Genomic DNA, 19,300 nt, shown 5'->3' on the forward strand with positions numbered 1-19,300 from the left:
AAATATTATTTGTTAATTTTTATCCCAGAATAATTTATGGCTAACTGCATCTCCGCCTGCTCCAAGAGCACTAACAGCAGCGTTAAAGTTAGCAGCATTAAGTGTTTGTTCTTCAACAGGGAAAGTATAACGTAAAGGAATAACTGATTTTGCATTTGGTGGTGCAACAAGAACCGGAAAATCTAATCTTCTCCATTCTGTCCATGCTTCAAAACCACGATTATAATATGCAAACCATTGCTGTATACCTATTTTTTCTTTCCATGAAGTTGAAGAATAAGCTATTTCAGGTTTAGCAAGGTAAGTAGCAATATCAGCGGGAGCTACACCCCAATATTCCATACTGGCTGTGATACCTGCATTATAATGATCAGCAGCAGTTCCGCTTCCAATATTATATCCTCTTTCAACAGCTTCTGCAAGTAAAAATTCAACTTCTGCATAATCGAAAATCATACCTTCAAAAGTTGCTGCTTGTATTGGAGAAGAAACATGAGAACATTTTGAATATCTATTCAACATTCCAAAAATTCCACCAACATAGGTTGTGGTACCGGTTTTATAAGTAAAATAAAACGGCATTCTTGGGTCGCCCAATGTATCCATATAATCAACAAGGGTATTAGCAGGAACAAAATCGTGTCTTCCGCTAGCAACCAAGTCAGTATAAACAGGATTTGAATTGGATTGAGCATCATCAGAATAAGGAAGAACTGCGTTATCTGCATTTGAAGTAAATACATTTGGTGCAGCATCTTCAATTATAGTTTTGGCAAGAGCAGATTCAGCAGTAACATCTGATAAAATCATTCCCATATGCAATTTTAATGAATTGGCAAATTTATACCATGCTGCAACATCGCCGCCGTACATGTTATCACCGGAATCAAAACTTCCTTCAGAAGGATCCATATCAGCTATTGCAGTATTTAACCTTGAAATAAGGTCTTTATAAACTGTTAAGCCATCATCGTAAGCAGGTGTTTCATTTGTAACATCTAAAGCTTCAGAATAAGGGATATTTCCAAATGTTTCAACTAAAGTACCCCATGCATATACAGATAAAACTTCAATAATAGCAAGTTTATTCTTTTTAATTGCCGGAGCTTCGTTAACATATTCTTTTTCTGAAATCAGCCTTTTAGATTCTTTTAAATTTTTAAGAATATTTAAATAAATAGCATCCCAAAAGTTATCAGGAATACTTCTGGTAACCAAATCATAATTAGATTCATCAGTATAGGTGGTTTCTGTCCACTGCTGAGTAAACATTCTAAAAATATTTTGGTTTACATTTGGGGTTACCATAATATCAAAAATGTTCTTTTGTGCTCCTGTGAATAAAAGCTCTCCAGGAACGATTGAGGGGTCCTTTGTGTTTTTATTTAAATCTTCCAATTTCGTACAAGCAGAAAATGTCAGGAAGATTGTAAAAATTATCAATATCTTTTTCATGTTTTGTATAAATTAGAAGTTAAGTTTAACATTAAAACTAAAATCACGAGTTGATGGTAATGAACCTATAGTATAACCTTGTAAATTACCTGCTCCTAAACCGGATTCAGGATCTGCATAAGGTAAGTTTTTGAAGATTATCCATGGATTAGATGCAATTAAACTAAAGGTAGCTCCAGTAATAAAGCATTTACTTAATTTATCAGATGGTAAAGTGTATGATAAACTTACTTCTCTTAATTTAACATAACTTGCATCATAAACGAATTCTTTATTTGGATAACTTCCATAACCGAATCCACCAAAATTATAAGCATCTATTCTTGTTTGATTAATGCTTCCATCAGGATTAACGCCGTCAATGATATAGCCACCGCTAGCAGCAGTATAACCACCACTTACTATGCCATTTCCATCAGCATCGTACTGATTGAAATCAAGAGGATCTCTTACCGGATTACCTAAGTCATTAGTATAATCTGTTTCAGGATACAAACCTGTTGCTAATCCATAATACATATCAAGTGAGAAAATATCTCCACCTTTTTGTATATCAACCAAGAAACTAAATGCCCAGTTTTTATAGGTAAATGTATTTGAAATACCTCCTGTCCAATCAGGATTAATATTTCCAATAATATTATCTGATGTTTCTGTTGCTATAGGAGCACCTGTTTCTGGGTCAAGAACTTTTTCACCATTAATATAAGTATAATCAGTTCCGTATATAACACCATAAGGTTCTCCAACCATTGCGTTAATGGTTACGCCACCTTGGTATGAACCAAGCTGTAAATTATCAACACCTTCCATTAATTCAAGAACTTTATTGTGATTTTTTGTCCAGTTAACATTAATATCCCATTTAAAATTCTTTTGTTTAACCGGAGTACCATTTAAGGTTAATTCAATACCGCTATTTTGTAAATTTCCAGCATTAACAACTTCTAAAGCATATCCTGTTGCTGTTGATATTGCCATAGGAAGAATCTGGTCAATGGTATTGGTTTTATAGATAGCTAAATCAAATCCAACTCTTCTGCCTAAGAAATTCATTTCTAACCCACCTTCAATACTCTTTGTCATTTCAGGTCTTAATTCTGGATTCTTTTTTGTTGATGGAACATCATAAATAGGACTATAGAATGGTGTTACAGCAGCGTAGTTATCTGTCAATTGATCAAAATCAGCACCATTGCCAACCTGTGCATAATTTAAACGAACTTTACCAAATGATAACCATGTAAGTTTTTTAGTAAATTCAGAAAAAACAAAGTTGGATGATATTGACGGATAATAATATTTACTTTTATCTACTGGTAAAGTAGAAGAATGGTCACGTCTTAATGTAGTTTCTAAATATAAATAGTTTTTGTATCCAAAAGAAGCATCAGCATAAACACCGTTAACTCCAATTGTAGTTGCTAATTCTCTTACTGAAAGAGGATCGTGACTGTTTCTTAATGAATATAAACCCGGAACTACTAAGCCGCCATTGGTTGCAGTAATAATCCTGTTATATTCTGTACGTCTGATATTGTTTCCTATAATACCTTTAAAACTTATATCTTCAGAAATATTTTTATTGAAATTCAACATTACATCATAGTTATATTCAGTGAAAGTAATATCTCTTCTTAAATAACCAGATTCCTGTTTATTTCTGCCACCACTACCATCGGTGGTAGTACCTATACCAAACTCGCTGGCGATACTTCCAACAGCTCTTCTTTCTTCCTGAGATTCATTGTATGAATCGCCTGCAACTCTTCCGAATATATCAAACCAGTCATTTACTTTGTAATCTAATGACATATTTCCTGTAATACGATTTCTTCCATCATTTTCGTAGTTTTCATAACGAGTCCAGTAATAATTGTCCCAATAAGCAGGTACCGGATCTATAGGATCGCAGTTCCATGTAACATTTCTGCCTGTTTTATCATAAGCATCCCACTGGTCTTTCATGTCAACATTTGTTTCCATCCACTGACGGAATGAAGTGCAAATATTATCACTATATCCGGTAGAGTTACGGCCTGTAGCTTTTTGTGTAAGATAATTTGCAGAACCGGCTGCAGTTAATTTATCCGTTACTTTCCAACTTCCACTCAAATAGATATTATCTTTTATTAATTCACTATTTGGCATTAAGCCTTTTTGATTATAATTAGTATATGAAAGCCTGTATGAACCTACAGTTGTTGTGTTGTCAATAGATACTGTATTAGTAAATGTAATAGGATGATTAAAGAAAGTAACCGGACCATTTTCTGCGGCTACCCAAGGAGTAGCTTTAAGATAATTAGGTGATTCCGGATCTACAGCATCCCATTGGTATACTAAAAGATTTTCGTCAAATTTAGGACCGTATGAAGCATCATCTATAGTATTTGCCCATTGTTCATCAATACCATCGCCATTTAAATCTGCCGAAGTCCAATAATCACCATAACCTGCACCATAATTTTTCTGGTAAGTTGGGAAAGTTGTTTTATCTACGAAACCTACAGTAATTCCAGAGTTTAATGTAACTCCAATCCCTTTTTTTCCAACTTTGCTTCCTGATCCTTTTTTAGTAGTAATCATGATTACACCATTTGCAGCGCGTGAGCCGTAAAGAGCTGTAGCGGCAGCACCTTTAAGAACGTTGATTGATTCAATGTCATCAGGATTAATATCTGATGCGGCGTTACCATAATCGAATCCTTGTCCGGCCTGTTGCTGTGATGTTGTGTTTGAAACATCATTACTAATAGGAACACCATCAACAACAAATAAAGCCTGGTTGTTTCCGGTTAGTGATTTAGCACCACGAATCTGGATATTTGTAGATCCTCCAATATTAGTAGTCTTTTTTACTTGTACTCCAGATATCTTACCGGAAAGAGAATTGACAAAGTTATCGGTTTTAACCGTATTTACTAAGTCTCCCTTTAATTCCTGAGTAGCATAACCCAGAGATTTTTTTTCTCTTGTAATACCCAGAGCTGTAACAACAACTCCTTCAAGGTTGGTCGCACTTGATTCGAGCGCTACATTAATTGTAGTTTGTGTACCAATTTCTACTTCTTGGCTTTTCATTCCAACAAATGAAAAAACCAAAGTTGTTGCTGTTGCAGGCACGCTGAGTTTATACTCTCCCGAAATATCAGTGATTGTTCCGGTTGTTGTGCCTTTTACTGCAACGGTTACTCCAGGTAATGCGCTACCATCTTCTTTGCTGGTAACCTTCCCCGTAATAGTCTTTTGAGCCATCGCAAACGTAAAGCTCAAAAGAAAAACTCCCAGTAAAAGGATAATTTTTCTCATAGTGTTTGATTTTAGTTAAAAATTAAATTGATGTTGGGGCAAATATAAATGATATTTATTAGTTAAAAAAAATAAATTGATTAAATTTTTAACAATGGGGGTAATATTTTTTGTTAATAAAAATTTTAAAACCGTTTAGAATTTATGGTTTTTCATCTATTTTTTAAAATGATTCATCGTAATTTATGGAATATTTACTTTTTCGGTATTTTCAGTTTTTTTGTTTTCGGTCAATTTGCGAAAATATTTTTTCTGAAATAAAATTAAAAGTATAACTCCCGTGGTAATGCTGGCATCAGAAATATTAAATACCGGGCGGAAAAAAATAAATTCCTCACCTTGCCAAAAGGGGAACCAACCGGGATAATGACTTTGTATTATAGGGAAATATAACATATCTACTACTTTGCCGTGAAGGAAGCTACCGTAACCGCCGCCTTCAGGAAGTAACTGTGCTACCTGAAAGTAACTATCGTTGAAAATCATTCCATAAAAAGCGCTGTCGAGAATATTTCCTATTGCTCCTGCAAAAATGAATGATAAGCTTATGGCTAATCCAGTCGTAATCTCTTTCTTTTTTGCTTTACTGAATAAATACCATCCAATTACAGCAACAGCAATTATTCGAAAAATACTTAGGAATAATTTTCCGTAATTACCTGCAAACTCCATCCCGAAAGCCATTCCATTATTCTCTGTGAAATGTATAATAAACCAATTTCCAAAGACATGATACTCCTGTCCAAGGTACATGTTGGTTTTTATCCAGAATTTTAAAACCTGATCAACAAACAGAACAAGAAAAATAACCAGAAATGATTTTTTCAGCACAAGATAAAATTTTAACGGTATTCAATAATTTATAGTTATTTATCTTTTTTGGGGTTGTTGCAGTTTTGCTTCTATACTCATGGTTGCATGAGGTACAACGCGTAAACGTTCTTTTGGAATAAGCCTGCCTGTAACACGGCATATACCATAAGTTTTGTTTTCAATGCGTATTAGAGCATTTTCCAAATCGCGAATAAATTTTTTCTGGCGTGCAGCAAGTTGACTGTTTTCTTCTTTTGACAATACATTTGAACCTTCTTCAAGAACTTTGAAAGTTGGAGAAGTATCATTTGTATCATTTTCGTTTTTTGTAGTGTATGCTTCTGTTAATAAAGCAAGATCGCGATGCGCTTCTTCCAGTTTATCTAGAATAATTTTTTTGAACTCCATCAGTTCTTCGTCAGTATATCTTACCTTTTCTACTACAGCATCATCGATTTTTTTCTGTTTCATTTCCGGCTGAATTGCTTTCTTCGTCTCTTTCTTCATTTCTTTTCTTTCAACTTTATTTACAACAACTTTCTTTTCAATTTTTGGAGTAACCTGCAATTTTTTTTCTTTTTCTTGTTTTTTAGGTAATACAGGTTTTTTAATATTTTTCTTTTCTACTTTTTTAACAACAACTTTTTTTACTGCTTTAGAAATAACTTTTTTCTTCACAGGTTTTTTAGTTACCGCTTTTTTAATAACCTTTTTAGCAGTTTTTTTTACTGGTGCTGCCTTTTTTACAACTTTTTTAGTAGCGTTATTTTTCTTCACTTCCTTGCCTGACCGACCGGCAGGTTTATTCTTTTTCACTATAACAGCCTTACCTTTAATTTGTTTTTTCTTTTGCATGGTATGGTCGTTTAAAATTAATATTAAACTTTTTTTACAAGTATTTTTGTTGAAATATCGTCAACCAACTCTACTGCTGTAGAGTTTTCGATGTCGATTGAATCAACAAGATTTAAAGATACTGCCAAAGTCTCAGCACAAATATATGAATTATTATTTCTAATGGATGAATTTATTTTTTCATGCTTTTCAACAAGTAAGGAAATTTTGTCGGTAACTTCAAACTGACTTTCCTTTCTAATATTCTGAATACGATTAATCAATTCACGTGCAATACCTTCATCATGTAACTGTTCGGTAACGGTTATGTCAAGGGCAACAGTGAGGCTTCCCATATTGGTAACCAGCCACCCGGGAATATCTTCTGAAAAGATTTCCACATCGGAAAGATTTAGTTCAAAAGTTTCGCCTGCTATTACTAATTTATATATTCCTTCTTTTTCGATTTTATCAATATCGTTTTGTGAAAATTCTGAAATGGTTGATGCTATTTGCTTCATCATCTTTCCGAATTTAGGGCCTAATGTTTTAAAGTTAGGTTTTATTTTTTTGATAAGAATTCCCGAAGCATTTGTTATCAGTTCCAATTCTTTCACGTTTACTTCCGAAAGAATAATATTTTTTACTGCTTCAATTTGTCGTTTGAAATTTTCATCAAGTGCCGGAACCATTATCTTTCCTAATGGTTGACGAACACGGATGTTTACTTTCTTGCGTAGTGAAAGAACCATCGAAGAAATATTTTGTGCTATCTGCATTCTTTCTTCAAGTTCTTTATTGATTTGCTTTTCGTCAGCAACAGGAAAATCAGTAAGATGAATTGATTCGGAATTAATTCTTCCGCTTACATTATTCAAATCGAGGAATAGTCGTTCTGCAAAGAATGGTGCAATAGGAGCCATCAATTGCGATAGAACTTCAAGGCATCTGTATAATGTTTGATAAGCAGAGATTTTATCGTTGGAATATTCACCTTTCCAGAACCTGCGTCGGCAAAGGCGCACATACCAGTTGCTCAAATGTTCGTCAACAAAACTTTGAATTGCTCTTCCTGCTTTGGTAGGTTCGAAATCATTGTAGCATTCATCAACATTTTTGATCAATGAATTCAATTGGGAAAGTATCCATCGGTCAATCTCCGGTCTTTTTTCAATAGGTATTTCAGTTTCTTTGTAATTGAAGTTGTCAATATTTGCATAAATTGCAAAAAAGTTATACGTATTATATAAGGTACCGAAAAATTTACGTTGGATTTCGCCTATGCCTTCTACGTCAAATTTCAGGTTATCCCATGGCTGCGAATTGGTAATCATATACCAGCGTGTAGCATCGGGGCCATATTTTTCGATGGTTTCGAATGGGTCAACTGCATTGCCCAAACGTTTCGACATTTTATTTCCTGCTTTATCCAATACAAGTCCGTTTGAAACCACAGTTTTGAAAGCTACGGAATCGAATAACATGGTTGCAATTGCATGAAGCGTAAAGAACCATCCACGAGTCTGGTCAACACCTTCAGCAATAAAATCAGCAGGGAAATATTCTTTTAAATTATTTTTATTTTCAAAAGGATAATGGAATTGTGCATAAGGCATAGAACCTGAATCGAACCACACATCAATCAAATCAGGCTCACGGAACATTTTATTTCCTTTTGGTGAAACCAAAATAATTTCATCAACATACGGACGGTGAATATCAAACTTCAAATAATTTTCAGCGCTGTTATCGGAAGGGGTGAATGAAGCAAAAGGATTTTCTTTCATGAACCCGGCAGCAATTGATTTTTCAATTTCTTTTTTCAGTTCAGCAACCGAACCAATGCAAAGTTGTTCGCTTCGGTCTTCGCTTGTCCATACAGGAATTGGGACACCCCAAAAACGTGAACGTGATAAATTCCAGTCAACTAAATTTTCGAGCCAATTCCCGAAACGACCGGTACCAGTGGATTCCGGTTTCCAATTAATGGTTTTATTTAATTCGAGCATCCTTTCTTTGTATGCTGTCGTTTTTATAAACCATGAATCGAGCGGATAGTAAAGAATAGGTTTATCGGTTCTCCAGCAATGCGGATAAGAGTGTTCGTATTTCTCAGTTTTGAAACATTTATTTTCTTTCTTCATTTTCACTACGATGTCAATATCTACACTTTGACTTGTAGCGGGATTGAAGTTAGCATCGTATTCAGATTTCACATATCTTCCGGCAAATTCACCCATAGCATCAATAAACTTTCCTTGCTTGTCAACCATAGTAAGCGCACCCACATGATAAAGCCTGTTCATACGGAAGTCGTCGGCGCCAAAACTTGGAGCGATGTGAACTATTCCGGTTCCATCAACTGTTGTAACAAAATCGCCAACTACTACGCGGAATGGGTCGCCATCTTCGGGTTGTGCATAAGGTAATAGTTGTTCGTAGCGTAAACCTTCTAGCTGTGTGCCTTGGTATTCGGCAATTACAGAGTATGGAATATTTTTTTGTCCGGCCTGGTAATCTTCAAGTTTCAGTTCTTCATTTTTTTCAGGAAAATAATTCCTGAATAAGTCTTTCGCAAGAATTACTGTAATAGGTAATGAAGTGTATTGATTGAAAGTTTTTACAACAACATAATTTATTTTTGCACCTACTGCCAGTGCTGTGTTTGAAGGCAATGTCCATGGTGTAGTTGTCCATGCAATGAAAAATAAATCGCCATGAATATCTTTAAAAAGAAATTCCGATTTCTGATTTTTTACAACTTTAAATTGTGCAACAGCTGTTGTATCTTTTACATCTTTATAACATCCCGGAAGATTAAGTTCATGTGAGCTTAGTCCTGTGCCTGCTGCGGGAGAGTATGGCTGTATGGTGTAACCTTTATATAATAATCCTTTTTGATATAAAAGCGAAAGTAAATGCCAAACCGATTCAATATATTTATTATCGAAAGTGATATATGGGTCGTTAAGGTCAACCCAGTAGCCCATTTCCTTCGTAATGTCGTCCCATTTATCCTTGTATTTCATGACCTCACGACGACATGCTTTATTATAATCAATAACAGAAATAGTTTTGCCAATATCTTCTTTGGTGATTCCTAAAGTTTTCTCAACTGCAATTTCAATAGGTAAGCCGTGAGTATCCCATCCAGCCTTGCGTTTAACCTGGAAGCCTTTCAAAGTTTTATAACGACAGAAAATATCTTTAATGGCACGCGCCATAACATGATGAATACCCGGAAGCCCGTTAGCAGAAGGAGGTCCTTCATAAAAAACAAATTGCGGCTTGCCATCTCTAGTTTCAATACTCTTCTCAAAAATGCCGTTATCGTCCCAGAATTTGCGAACATTCTTACCCAATGTAGGTAGGTCGAGTTGCTTGTATTCTGTGTATTTCTGTTTCATTTAACGAATAAAATTTGATTAATAAAGTGTGCAAAGGTAAAAAAAAACAAAATAATATGAACTAAAATGCTAATATTCCGGGATAATAAATAAAGCGAATAGCAACATACGAGAGTTTCGACTTATAAGTTAGATCATAATCTTTGTTATCCTGGTTAGTTTTGATTGATCCGGTAAAATGATACGATGCCGAATTCTTTATAGCATACTGGAAAGAAACACCTATTTCAGTTTTCCTGTAATTGTTTTTTTTATGCACCATTGAAATCCCGAAATGAATATCGGGTGAAAATATTTTTTGATTATCAGTTGTCATACTAAATGACGATATTAATGTATCGCCAGATGAATTAATAAGGAAAGGTCCTTTTTGTTTCCCTGTAATTGAATAAGGAATATTGTAACAATAAACAATTCCCAATTGATAATTAACAAACGAGCTACTATTGCTGGGTTGTTCGAAATTTAAAAGTAATGGAACTTCGGGAGAAAGAATTACAGGTCGAAATGATAACTTTCCTTCTACATTGAAAACATTAAAATTATAAACCCTGAAGGTGAATGATTTTACCTGGTATTGTATTCCTGTAACAAAACTTATTCTTCTGAAAAGTTGTATGTTTCCTGTCAATCCCAACCCGGTTCCCATACGTTCAGCCCTTTTATACATATTATTTTCAAAGCTATTCGAAGCATCAAGGTCGAGCGTTTCATTAAGAGTACCTTTAATGCCAATTTGAAATGTTTGTGCATCAACAGAAATGCTGCAAACAAGAATAATAAACAATATTTTAAAAAATATTTTTTCCAATTTTTTTTGCGAAACGCAAATATAAAAAATTTTATCCGAAACTTTTTTATACTCGTTCTTATCAGGTTTGCAAAGGCAAAACTGTTTAGAACGAGTTATACCGTACAGAAAACAAAAAATATTTTTGCAAAACTCTTTTCTGTCGGTATAAGTTCCAAATTCCAAATTCCAAAATCAAAGGCCCAAGAGATAGATTAATTCCGAAATTCGAAATTTAAATTTTAAAATGAATATCTATAAATCATTCAACAATTAAACATCCAACAATTAATCAATAGATTTTTATTGTAATTTAGCAAATGCTTTTGAAAACAGAAAATGATCAGCAGGGAAGATATACAGAACATTCTTGAAACTTCACGCATTGAGGAAGTAGTGGGCGATTATGTTACACTGAAAAAACGCGGTGTGAATTTAATCGGGCTATGTCCTTTTCATAATGAAAAAACACCATCGTTCACAGTATCGCCATCGAAAGGTATTTATAAATGTTTTGGTTGTGGAAAAGCAGGAAATTCCGTGAACTTTTTAATGGAGCATGAGCATTACACGTATCCCGAAGCATTGCGGCACCTGGCAAGAAAATATTTTATCGATATTGAAGAGGTACAGGAAAGTGCCGAAGAAATAATTGCCCAATCAGAAAAAGAAAGTCTGTTCAGCGTTTCGGCATTTGCACAAAAATATTTTTCGGAATGCCTTGTAAATACCGATGAAGGTAAAGCTATAGGCTTAACCTATTTTAAACACCGTGAATTTACAGAAGCGATTATCGAAAAATTTCAGTTAGGTTATTGTCTTGAAGAATGGGAAGAGTTTACGAAAGCCGCAATTGAAAACGGTTTCAAGAAAGAATACCTGGTAACAACAGGACTTAGTATTTTAAAAGATGAAAAACTGTACGACCGTTTTCGTGGTCGCGTAATGTTTCCTATTCATAATGTTTCCGGGCGTGTTATAGGTTTTGGCGGTCGAATACTTTCGGCAGATAAAACAAAAGCAAAGTATGTAAATTCTCCCGAATCGGAAATTTATCATAAGAGCAATGTTCTTTACGGAATTTATTTTGCAAAAAATTCAATTATTTCGCAGGATAACTGTTTTCTTGTAGAAGGCTACACCGATGTTATATCGATGCACATGGCGGGTATTGAAAATGTTGTTGCCTCATCGGGAACATCGCTTACTACCGAACAGATAAAACTGATTCGCAGGTACACGCCGAACATTACGATATTATACGATGGTGATGCCGCCGGTATCAAAGCTTCATTCCGTGGAATTGATATGATTCTTGAAGAAGGAATGAATGTGAAAATTGTTTTATTCCCTGATGGAGAAGATCCCGATTCATATGCGCGAAAACATCGACCTGCCGAAGTGCGCGATTTTATTAATCAAACAGCCACCGATTTTATAAAATTCAAAACCGATCTGCTGGTTAAAGAAACTGCAAACGACCCGATAAAAAAAGCAAACCTGATCAAAGAAATTGTTGGCTCTGTTTCATTGATCCCTGATGCTATTGTTCGCAGTGTGTACACGCGTGAATGCAGTTCGCTGATGAAAGTTCCTGAACAAACACTCATTAATGAAATGAATAAACTCCGCCGTAAGAAAGTAATGAAGAAAGCGGAGGAAATTGCTGAAGAGCAGGAACTACCCGAAAATACTGAATATACAGCCGAACAACAAATTGTAGTTGACGATACCAATACCGAATACCAGGAAAAAGCATTAATGTGTTTCATGCTGAATAATGGAAAAAAAACAATAACAATTAAAGAAAGAATTGAAACAGAAACCACATCCGATTCGGGTAAAACCGAAATAATTGTTGAAGAAGTAAATTCTGATATTCCATTAGCCCAGTTTATTATTCTTGATCTGCAAAGAGACCATATAGATTTTCAGAACCCGGTTTTTCAAACGATTATGAATGAATATTCAAAAATGGTTGAAGAAAACAATATTCCCGATGCCCAATATTTTATAAATCATGAAAAAACGGAAATAAGTTCTTCGGCAATAGAATTATTATTTAACCCTCATAATTTGAGCGAGAACTGGATCAAACATCGCATAAGCGTGAAAACAGAAGAACAGGACCTTTATGCATCAGCCATCTCATATATTTATTCATTGAAGCTTAAGAAAGTCGATAAAATGATTTCCGAAAACCTTGATGAGATAAAAAATTCAACTAACGAAGAAGATCAGATTCTCCTAATGCAAAAGCACTACAGGCTTATGAGAAGCAAAAAAGAATTTGCTGATAAACTTACACGAATTGTTACAAAATAAAGCTTCCAATTTTATTTATTCATAATTGTTTCAATGAAAATTAATAAAGTTATTGTGATAAATTTTGTCAATATTTTTTGTGCTTTAAAAATATTTTCTAATTTTGCGTCCTCTTAATAGAATTGTCCTGTGGTGTAATTGGCAACACGTCTGATTTTGGTTCAGAAGAGTTCAGGTTCGAGCCCTGACAGGACAACAAAAAACTCAAGCCTCCGTTGAATTGCGGGGGTTTTTTTATATAGCATATAAAAGAAATGATTATAAAAATGCAACATTATAGTTGTAATAACGTAATAGGTCTCCGAAAATGAATTGGTAAAATGTTTTTGCAAAAGGAATTATTTTTATAAATTTGTTACATATAATTGAATGAATTTTCATAGTAATCACGAAAATACTTTATAGTTATGGCAAAACTTTATGAACAGGAATCACCGGCAATAAACCTTATAGGTGCAGGTACGGTGATAAAAGGCGATGTAAAATCGAATGGGGATATTCGTATTGACGGAACTTTAATAGGATCGGTAAATTCGAAAGGAAAACTTGTAGTAGGAACTTCAGGAAACATCGATGGAGAAATTATTTGCCAGAATGCTGATTTATCAGGAATAATTAAAGCACAAATCACCGTTTCGGAATTGCTTTCAATTAAAGCTACTGCAAAAATAACAGGTGATGTAATTACCAATAAACTTGCTATTGAACCCGGAGCTATATTTTCCGGATCGTGCAGTATGAATAATCCACAGACTAACCCGATCAAAGAAACAAAATTCGGCGAAAGAGTTGAACCACTAAAACCTAATGAACCACAGAAAACCAAAGAACACGCTTCGTGATTATGGTCGGTATTCAAGCATTGCTTTTCAGATGCTGGTGATTATTGGAGTTGGAATTTTCGGGGGCTTCAAACTGGATGAATATTTAAAATTGAAATTTCCTGTTTTTGTTTTAATATTTTCTTTTTTATCGGTGGCATTAGCTATCTATTATGTTGTTAAAGATTTAATACGGAAAAAATAAATCGTGGAAAAATATTTTAATAAGTTCATCTTACGGTTATTTATTTATACAATAATTCTTGCTTTAGTTGTTTTTATACTGGATAGGATATTAAAGCAGGAATACATAACACCTATACTTTATTCATTTTTCCCGTTTTATTTTTTATTGACAGCCGTATTATTTCGTTTTTTAATCAAAGCAAAAAAAACAAAATTTTCCTCCTTCGCTAACCGCTTTATGCTGGCTACTTTTGCAAAGATGATGATTTGTCTGGCAGTAATGCTTTCCTATGTTTTTTTAAATAAAAGTAATGCCATCCCTTTTATATTATCATTTTTTGTTTGTTATGTTTTATATACCATTTTTGAAGTCATTTCATTGTTAAAATTTCCATTCGACAGAGAAAAATAAATTTTAATCAGCACAAAAAGTTTTTTTACAGAAATTATTTTTTCATAGCAAAAAAAAGTTGATTTTTTTCGTACAGGATTATGAATTATTATATATCTTGCAGCATTGTTTAAATAGCCTTGCTTTATATGCTGAAGAATATTCAAAAAATAAATATCCGGTTTTTACTCATCATCGTTTTATTCCTTCCTGCTTTATTCCTGAAAGCTGAAAATGGCGAACAGAAAGGAAATCCCGAAAGCAAAACCGAGAAAGAAAAAAAATTCAATGCCGGCGAAATGATAATGGAGCATATTGCCGATGCACATGAATGGCACATTATCACTATTGGTAAAACAGATATTGCTATCCCGCTTCCCGTGATACTTTTGGATGATGGAAAATTAGTGATATTCAGTTCCGGAAATTTTCATCACGGAACAGAACCTTATAAAGGATATAAACTGGAAACCGAAGGCGAGAATAAAGGGAAAATAGTTAAAGTAAATGATGAAGGCGAAACAATTAAAGAAGCAGTTCTTCCTCTTGATTTTTCAATTACAAAAAACACGCTTACATTATTTATTGTAATGATTATATTATGTGTGGTTTTTATTTCAATAGCACGCAGATACACAAAACACACCAATGAAGCTCCCCGCGGATTGCAGTCGGTACTGGAATTTGTAATTATTTTTCTTCGCGATGATGTTGTGAAACCTGCTATTGGCGAAAAAAAATATGAACGCTATATGCCTTACCTGCTAACGTTGTTCTTTTTTATTTTCTTTGGAAATTTATTAGGACTGATACCGATTTTTCCCGGTGGCGCTAATTTAACAGGTAATATTGCAATTACAATGATTCTTGCATTATTTACTTTCACCATTACTACTTTCAGTGGGAATAGAAATTATTGGTTGCACATCATTAATACTCCCGGCGTACCATGGTGGTTAAAATTTCCATTACCGCTTATGCCTATTGTTGAAATTATTGGTGTAATAACAAAACCATTTGTGTTGATGGTCCGTCTGTTTGCAAATATTTCAGCAGGACATATTATTGCACTTGGTTTTTTTAGTTTGATATTTATTTTCGGAGAAGTGAATGTAGGTATAGGATATGGCGCATCAGTCGTTTCTGTCTTTTTTACTATATTCATGGGGTTACTCGAATTACTTGTTGCTTTTCTGCAGGCATATGTATTTACACTGCTTTCGTCATTATATTTTAGTATGGCAATAGAAGAGCACGAACACCATGAAGAACATGCACATTAAAATTAAAATGAACTTTTTTAATAACTAAACCATAACAATTATGTCACTATTATCAGTAATCATGCAGACAGTAAGCGACCTGGCACCTATAGCAAAAATGGGAGCCGGTATAGGCGCAGGTATTGCAGCAATCGGAGCAGGTATAGGAATTGGCCGCATCGGTGGCAGTGCAATGGAATCCATTGCCCGTCAACCCGAAGCCATGGGCGATATCCGTTCGAATATGATTGTAGCCGCTGCACTTATTGAAGGAGTTGCTTTCTTCGCTATTGTAGTTTGTTTGTTGATACTTTTCATCTAAGCAAACAAAGTAAATTCATCCCGACGGTTGGTCGGGATGAACTTACTTATTAGTTTTTGTTGTATGTTTATGGCAACAAGTAATATTAAGTAAATAGTTAAAAGGTCAAAAGTGATAGAAGAAAAAAATAAAATACTAAGTTTTTATGATCTTGAAGTTTATCAAAGGTCTTATGATGCTTGTATTATTCTTTCAAAAAAAATTCTTCCATTATTACCTGTCTCTGAAAAATTTGATTTAAGCAATCAATTATCAAGGTCATCTAAAGCAATCCCCCGCTTAATAACAGAGGGTTTTGCAAAGAAACATCAAAAAAAAGGTTTCCAAAAATATTTAGATGATGCATTAGCAGAATCTAACGAAACACAAGTTGGATTAAATCAAGCTCGCGATTTATATAATGTCGAATACTCTACGGAATCAGGAAATGATTTATCACAAGAATATAAAATTATAAGTAAACAGATATTTCGGTTAAAGGAAGCCTGGAATAAATTTTCATAGTACTATAAATTAACCTAAAACAAATTACAAAAAACTTGGCTAGTAGCCATTAACCAATAACATAAAACTTAAAATATTATGGAACTCGTAACTCCGCATATAGGTTTAATTTTCTGGATGACGCTTTCGTTTGCCCTTTTAATTTACATCCTTGGAAAATTTGCATGGAAGCCTGTAATGAAAGCATTGAAAGAACGTGAAAATTCCATCAACGATGCTTTAAAAGCAGCCGATAAAGCACGCGAAGAAATGTCGCAACTTGCATTTAGTAACGAGCAGCTTATCAAAGAAGCAAAAGAAGAACGCGATGTGTTATTGCGCGATGCAAGAAAAATTCGTGATAATGTCATTGATGAAGCAAAAATAAAAGCTGAAGAAGAAGCGAAAAGGATTATAGAAACAGCCAAAGAAAATGTTCATTTCGAAAAAATGGCAGCTATCACTGATTTAAAAAATCAATTAGCAATACTATCAATTGAAATTGCTGAAAAGATTTTAAAAGAAGAACTTTCGAAAAGCGAAAAGCAGAAAGAACTTATTGATAAATTATTAAATGAAATAAATTTTAATTAAAAAATTCAGAAAGTATTTACAATAATAAAATCGAATTCTGATTATTTATAAAGATGAAAGAATCGCGTATAGCTGTCAGGTATGCCAAAGCATTATTCGAACTTGCACTCGAACAAAAAAATACGGATGCAGTTTTTTATGATATGAAATTGGTAGCTGATACCTGTCATTCCAATAAAGATTTTAGGTTGATGCTTATAAGCCCCATTATCAACAGTGATAAAAAAAGAAATATTTTAAAATTAATTTTTGAAAATAATATAAATAAATTATCGCAGGCATTTCTTAATATTATTACAGCAAAACGCAGAGAATCGTATATCGAGCAAATTGCAAACCAGTATATTTCTCTTTACAGGGATAATAAGGGAATTGAAACGGTTTATCTTACAACTGCTGTTAAAGCTGATGATGAAATCAAAACAAAAGTAAAATCAGTGGTCAATAAATTCACTAAAAAAGAAGTTGAATTAATTGAAGATATCAAGACTGAAATCATAGGTGGGTTTGTTCTTAATTTCGGGCATTATCAGTATGACGATAGTATCCGGAATAAAATTATAAAACTAAAACGCGAATACAATATTAATATTTACGAAAAAGGATTTTAAAAAATTGTTATTTGGTTATTAATAGAATTGAAATAATAATCCATGACGCAAAGCAAATTACAATAAATGACAGCGAAGTAAATGACTAATTAAAAAATTATGGCAGATATTAAACCCGCCGAAGTATCGGCAATTTTAAGACAGCAATTATCGGGATTTAAAATGGAATCGGAACTTGAAGAAACGGGTACTGTTCTTCAGGTTGGTGATGGCATTGCACGTATTTACGGATTAACCAATGCTCAGTCGGGCGAGTTGGTTGAATTTGTTAAAGACGGAATGAAAAGTATTGTACTGAATCTTGAAGAAGATAATGTGGGTGTTGTACTTCTTGGCGAATCTACTCATATTAAAGAAGGCGATACGGTAAAACGAACAGGCAATATAGCTTCTGTTAAAGTTGGGGAAGGTATGTTGGGAAGGGTTATTAATACTGTTGGTGAACCTATCGACGGTAAAGGCCCTATTAAAGGCGAAGTTTACGAGATGCCTCTTGAAAGAAAAGCACCGGGTGTAGTTTTTCGTCAGCCTGTGAATCAGCCATTGCAAACCGGTATAAAACCTATTGATGCAATGATACCCATTGGTCGCGGGCAGCGTGAACTTATTATCGGCGACCGTCAGACCGGAAAATCAGCTATTGCTATCGATACAATTATAAATCAGAAAGAATTTTTTGATAAAGGTCAGCCTGTTTATTGTATATATGTTGCTATAGGGCAAAAAGGCTCTACTGTTGCCAATGTAGTAAAGACATTGGAAGACCACGGTGCAATGCAATATACAATAGTAATTGCCGCACCGGCATCATATCCTGCCGCAATGCAGTTTTATGCACCATTTACAGGCGCTGCTATTGGTGAATTCTTCAGGGATACCGGAAGATCTGCATTGGTTATTTATGACGACCTTTCAAAACAGGCAGTTTCTTATCGTGAAGTTTCGTTGTTGCTCCGTCGTCCACCCGGACGTGAAGCATATCCCGGTGATGTTTTTTATCTTCACTCCAGGTTGCTTGAAAGAGCTGCAAGAATAATTTCTTCCGATGATATTGCAAAACAAATGAACGATCTTCCTCCATCTATAAAACATTTGGTTAAAGGCGGAGGTTCCCTTACAGCGCTTCCTATTATTGAAACACAGGCAGGCGATGTATCAGCATATATTCCAACGAATGTGATTTCAATTACCGACGGACAAATTTTCCTTGAAACAAATTTATTTAACTCAGGTATTCGTCCTGCTATCAATGTGGGTATTTCAGTATCACGTGTTGGTGGTAATGCGCAAATCAAATCAATGAAAAAAGTTGCAGGAACATTAAAGCTTGACCAGGCTCTTTTCCGCGAATTGGAAGCATTCTCTAAATTCGGTTCCGACCTTGATGCAGCTACTGTTTCTACACTTGAAAAAGGAAAAAGGAATGTGGAAATTTTAAAACAACCACAATATTCTCCTATGACTGTTGAGAAACAGATAGCCATAATTTATTGCGGCACCAAAGGTTTATTAAGAAATATTCCTATTGATAAGATCCGAGAATTTGAAGAAGAGTTTCTTCATTTTATGGAGTTGCATCATAAGGATGCTTTAGAAACATTAAAATCAGGAGTTCTTTCTGACGATGTTACTAAATTACTTGAAAAAACAGCTACTGATCTATCACATAAATATCAAGCTAAATAAATCATCGG

General features: G+C 34.3%; 16 protein-coding genes and 1 tRNA gene. 11 read left to right on the forward strand and 6 right to left on the reverse strand.

All coding sequences use genetic code 11. From position 1 onward, the window contains the following. Positions 1-12: 12 nt before the first annotated feature. The 6 genes from PKK00_04420 to PKK00_04445 all read right to left on the reverse strand — a co-directional run bounded on the left by PKK00_04420 (position 13) and on the right by PKK00_04445 (position 10,632). On the reverse strand, positions 13-1,455 hold the full coding sequence (locus PKK00_04420; GenBank protein HNW97642.1) for a SusD/RagB family nutrient-binding outer membrane lipoprotein: 1,443 nt from the start codon (positions 1,453-1,455) through the stop codon (positions 13-15). Positions 1,456-1,467: 12 nt separating this feature from the next. Next, the gene (locus PKK00_04425; protein HNW97643.1) at positions 1,468-4,767 is read right to left on the reverse strand and encodes a SusC/RagA family TonB-linked outer membrane protein; all 3,300 of its coding nucleotides are present in this window, start codon (positions 4,765-4,767) and stop codon (positions 1,468-1,470) included. A gap of 183 nt (positions 4,768-4,950) precedes the next feature. Next, entirely contained in the window at positions 4,951-5,598 is a 648-nt protein-coding gene (locus PKK00_04430) for a lipoprotein signal peptidase (GenBank protein HNW97644.1), read from the reverse strand. Positions 5,599-5,637: 39 nt separating this feature from the next. After that, on the reverse strand, positions 5,638-6,051 hold the full coding sequence (locus PKK00_04435) for a TraR/DksA C4-type zinc finger protein (protein ID HNW97645.1): 414 nt from the start codon (positions 6,049-6,051) through the stop codon (positions 5,638-5,640). Between the two features lie 407 nt (positions 6,052-6,458). Continuing rightward, positions 6,459-9,821 carry an isoleucine--tRNA ligase gene (gene ileS, locus PKK00_04440; protein HNW97646.1) on the reverse strand — a complete coding sequence of 1,121 codons (3,363 nt, stop codon included), beginning with the start codon at positions 9,819-9,821 and terminating at the stop codon, positions 6,459-6,461. Between the two features lie 61 nt (positions 9,822-9,882). Continuing rightward, positions 9,883-10,632: a hypothetical protein gene (locus PKK00_04445; protein ID HNW97647.1), complete on the reverse strand. Its 750-nt coding sequence runs from the start codon at positions 10,630-10,632 to the stop codon at positions 9,883-9,885. 318 nt (positions 10,633-10,950) lie between these two features. On the opposite strand from PKK00_04445, the gene dnaG reads away from it, so the two are divergent. From dnaG to atpA, 11 genes are all read left to right on the forward strand, one after another. Further along, positions 10,951-12,936 (forward strand): DNA primase, encoded by a 1,986-nt coding sequence (gene dnaG / locus PKK00_04450; GenBank protein ID HNW97648.1) that lies wholly within the window; start codon positions 10,951-10,953, stop codon positions 12,934-12,936. Between the two features lie 123 nt (positions 12,937-13,059). Continuing rightward, positions 13,060-13,132, forward strand: a tRNA-Gln gene (locus PKK00_04455). A 211-nt stretch (positions 13,133-13,343) separates the two neighbouring features. Continuing rightward, positions 13,344-13,778: a polymer-forming cytoskeletal protein gene (locus PKK00_04460; GenBank protein HNW97649.1), complete on the forward strand. Its 435-nt coding sequence runs from the start codon at positions 13,344-13,346 to the stop codon at positions 13,776-13,778. Then, the gene (locus PKK00_04465) at positions 13,744-13,962 is read left to right on the forward strand and encodes an AtpZ/AtpI family protein (protein HNW97650.1); all 219 of its coding nucleotides are present in this window, start codon (positions 13,744-13,746) and stop codon (positions 13,960-13,962) included. The genes PKK00_04460 and PKK00_04465 overlap by 35 nt, the downstream gene beginning before the upstream one ends. 3 nt (positions 13,963-13,965) lie before the next feature. Then, positions 13,966-14,355, forward strand: a complete 390-nt coding sequence (locus PKK00_04470) for a hypothetical protein (protein HNW97651.1) — start codon at positions 13,966-13,968, stop codon at positions 14,353-14,355. A gap of 128 nt (positions 14,356-14,483) precedes the next feature. After that, complete coding sequence (gene atpB / locus PKK00_04475) at positions 14,484-15,617, forward strand: F0F1 ATP synthase subunit A (protein HNW97652.1); 1,134 nt, start codon at positions 14,484-14,486, stop codon at positions 15,615-15,617. A gap of 40 nt (positions 15,618-15,657) precedes the next feature. After that, positions 15,658-15,918 carry an ATP synthase F0 subunit C gene (gene atpE, locus PKK00_04480; GenBank protein ID HNW97653.1) on the forward strand — a complete coding sequence of 87 codons (261 nt, stop codon included), beginning with the start codon at positions 15,658-15,660 and terminating at the stop codon, positions 15,916-15,918. A gap of 111 nt (positions 15,919-16,029) precedes the next feature. After that, positions 16,030-16,422, forward strand: a complete 393-nt coding sequence (locus PKK00_04485) for a four helix bundle protein (protein ID HNW97654.1) — start codon at positions 16,030-16,032, stop codon at positions 16,420-16,422. Positions 16,423-16,500: 78 nt separating this feature from the next. Further along, the gene (atpF, locus tag PKK00_04490; protein ID HNW97655.1) at positions 16,501-16,995 is read left to right on the forward strand and encodes a F0F1 ATP synthase subunit B; all 495 of its coding nucleotides are present in this window, start codon (positions 16,501-16,503) and stop codon (positions 16,993-16,995) included. A 53-nt stretch (positions 16,996-17,048) separates the two neighbouring features. Beyond that, positions 17,049-17,606, forward strand: coding sequence for an ATP synthase F1 subunit delta (atpH, locus tag PKK00_04495; GenBank protein HNW97656.1), 558 nt, complete (start codon positions 17,049-17,051; stop codon positions 17,604-17,606). Between the two features lie 96 nt (positions 17,607-17,702). Further along, the gene (gene atpA, locus PKK00_04500; GenBank protein ID HNW97657.1) at positions 17,703-19,292 is read left to right on the forward strand and encodes a F0F1 ATP synthase subunit alpha; all 1,590 of its coding nucleotides are present in this window, start codon (positions 17,703-17,705) and stop codon (positions 19,290-19,292) included. Positions 19,293-19,300 lie beyond the last annotated feature (8 nt).

The organism is Bacteroidales bacterium (genome assembly GCA_035353855.1).
Taxonomy (GTDB): Bacteria; Bacteroidota; Bacteroidia; order Bacteroidales; family CG2-30-32-10; genus DAOQAK01.

Excerpts from the sequence above, each read along its gene's own strand:
- atpF (HNW97655.1), top strand. The coding sequence starts at position 16,501 with ATGGAACTCGTAACTCCGCATATAGGTTTAATTTTCTGGATGACGCTT.
- PKK00_04465 (HNW97650.1), top strand. The coding sequence starts at position 13,744 with ATGAACCACAGAAAACCAAAGAACACGCTTCGTGATTATGGTCGGTAT.
- PKK00_04435 (HNW97645.1), bottom strand. The coding sequence starts at position 6,051 with ATGAAACAGAAAAAAATCGATGATGCTGTAGTAGAAAAGGTAAGATAT.
- PKK00_04420 (HNW97642.1), bottom strand. The coding sequence starts at position 1,455 with ATGAAAAAGATATTGATAATTTTTACAATCTTCCTGACATTTTCTGCT.
- atpE (HNW97653.1), top strand. The coding sequence starts at position 15,658 with ATGTCACTATTATCAGTAATCATGCAGACAGTAAGCGACCTGGCACCT.
- atpH (HNW97656.1), top strand. The coding sequence starts at position 17,049 with ATGAAAGAATCGCGTATAGCTGTCAGGTATGCCAAAGCATTATTCGAA.
- atpB (HNW97652.1), top strand. The coding sequence starts at position 14,484 with ATGCTGAAGAATATTCAAAAAATAAATATCCGGTTTTTACTCATCATC.
- PKK00_04460 (HNW97649.1), top strand. The coding sequence starts at position 13,344 with ATGGCAAAACTTTATGAACAGGAATCACCGGCAATAAACCTTATAGGT.
- dnaG (HNW97648.1), top strand. The coding sequence starts at position 10,951 with ATGATCAGCAGGGAAGATATACAGAACATTCTTGAAACTTCACGCATT.
- PKK00_04425 (HNW97643.1), bottom strand. The coding sequence starts at position 4,767 with ATGAGAAAAATTATCCTTTTACTGGGAGTTTTTCTTTTGAGCTTTACG.
- ileS (HNW97646.1), bottom strand. The coding sequence starts at position 9,821 with ATGAAACAGAAATACACAGAATACAAGCAACTCGACCTACCTACATTG.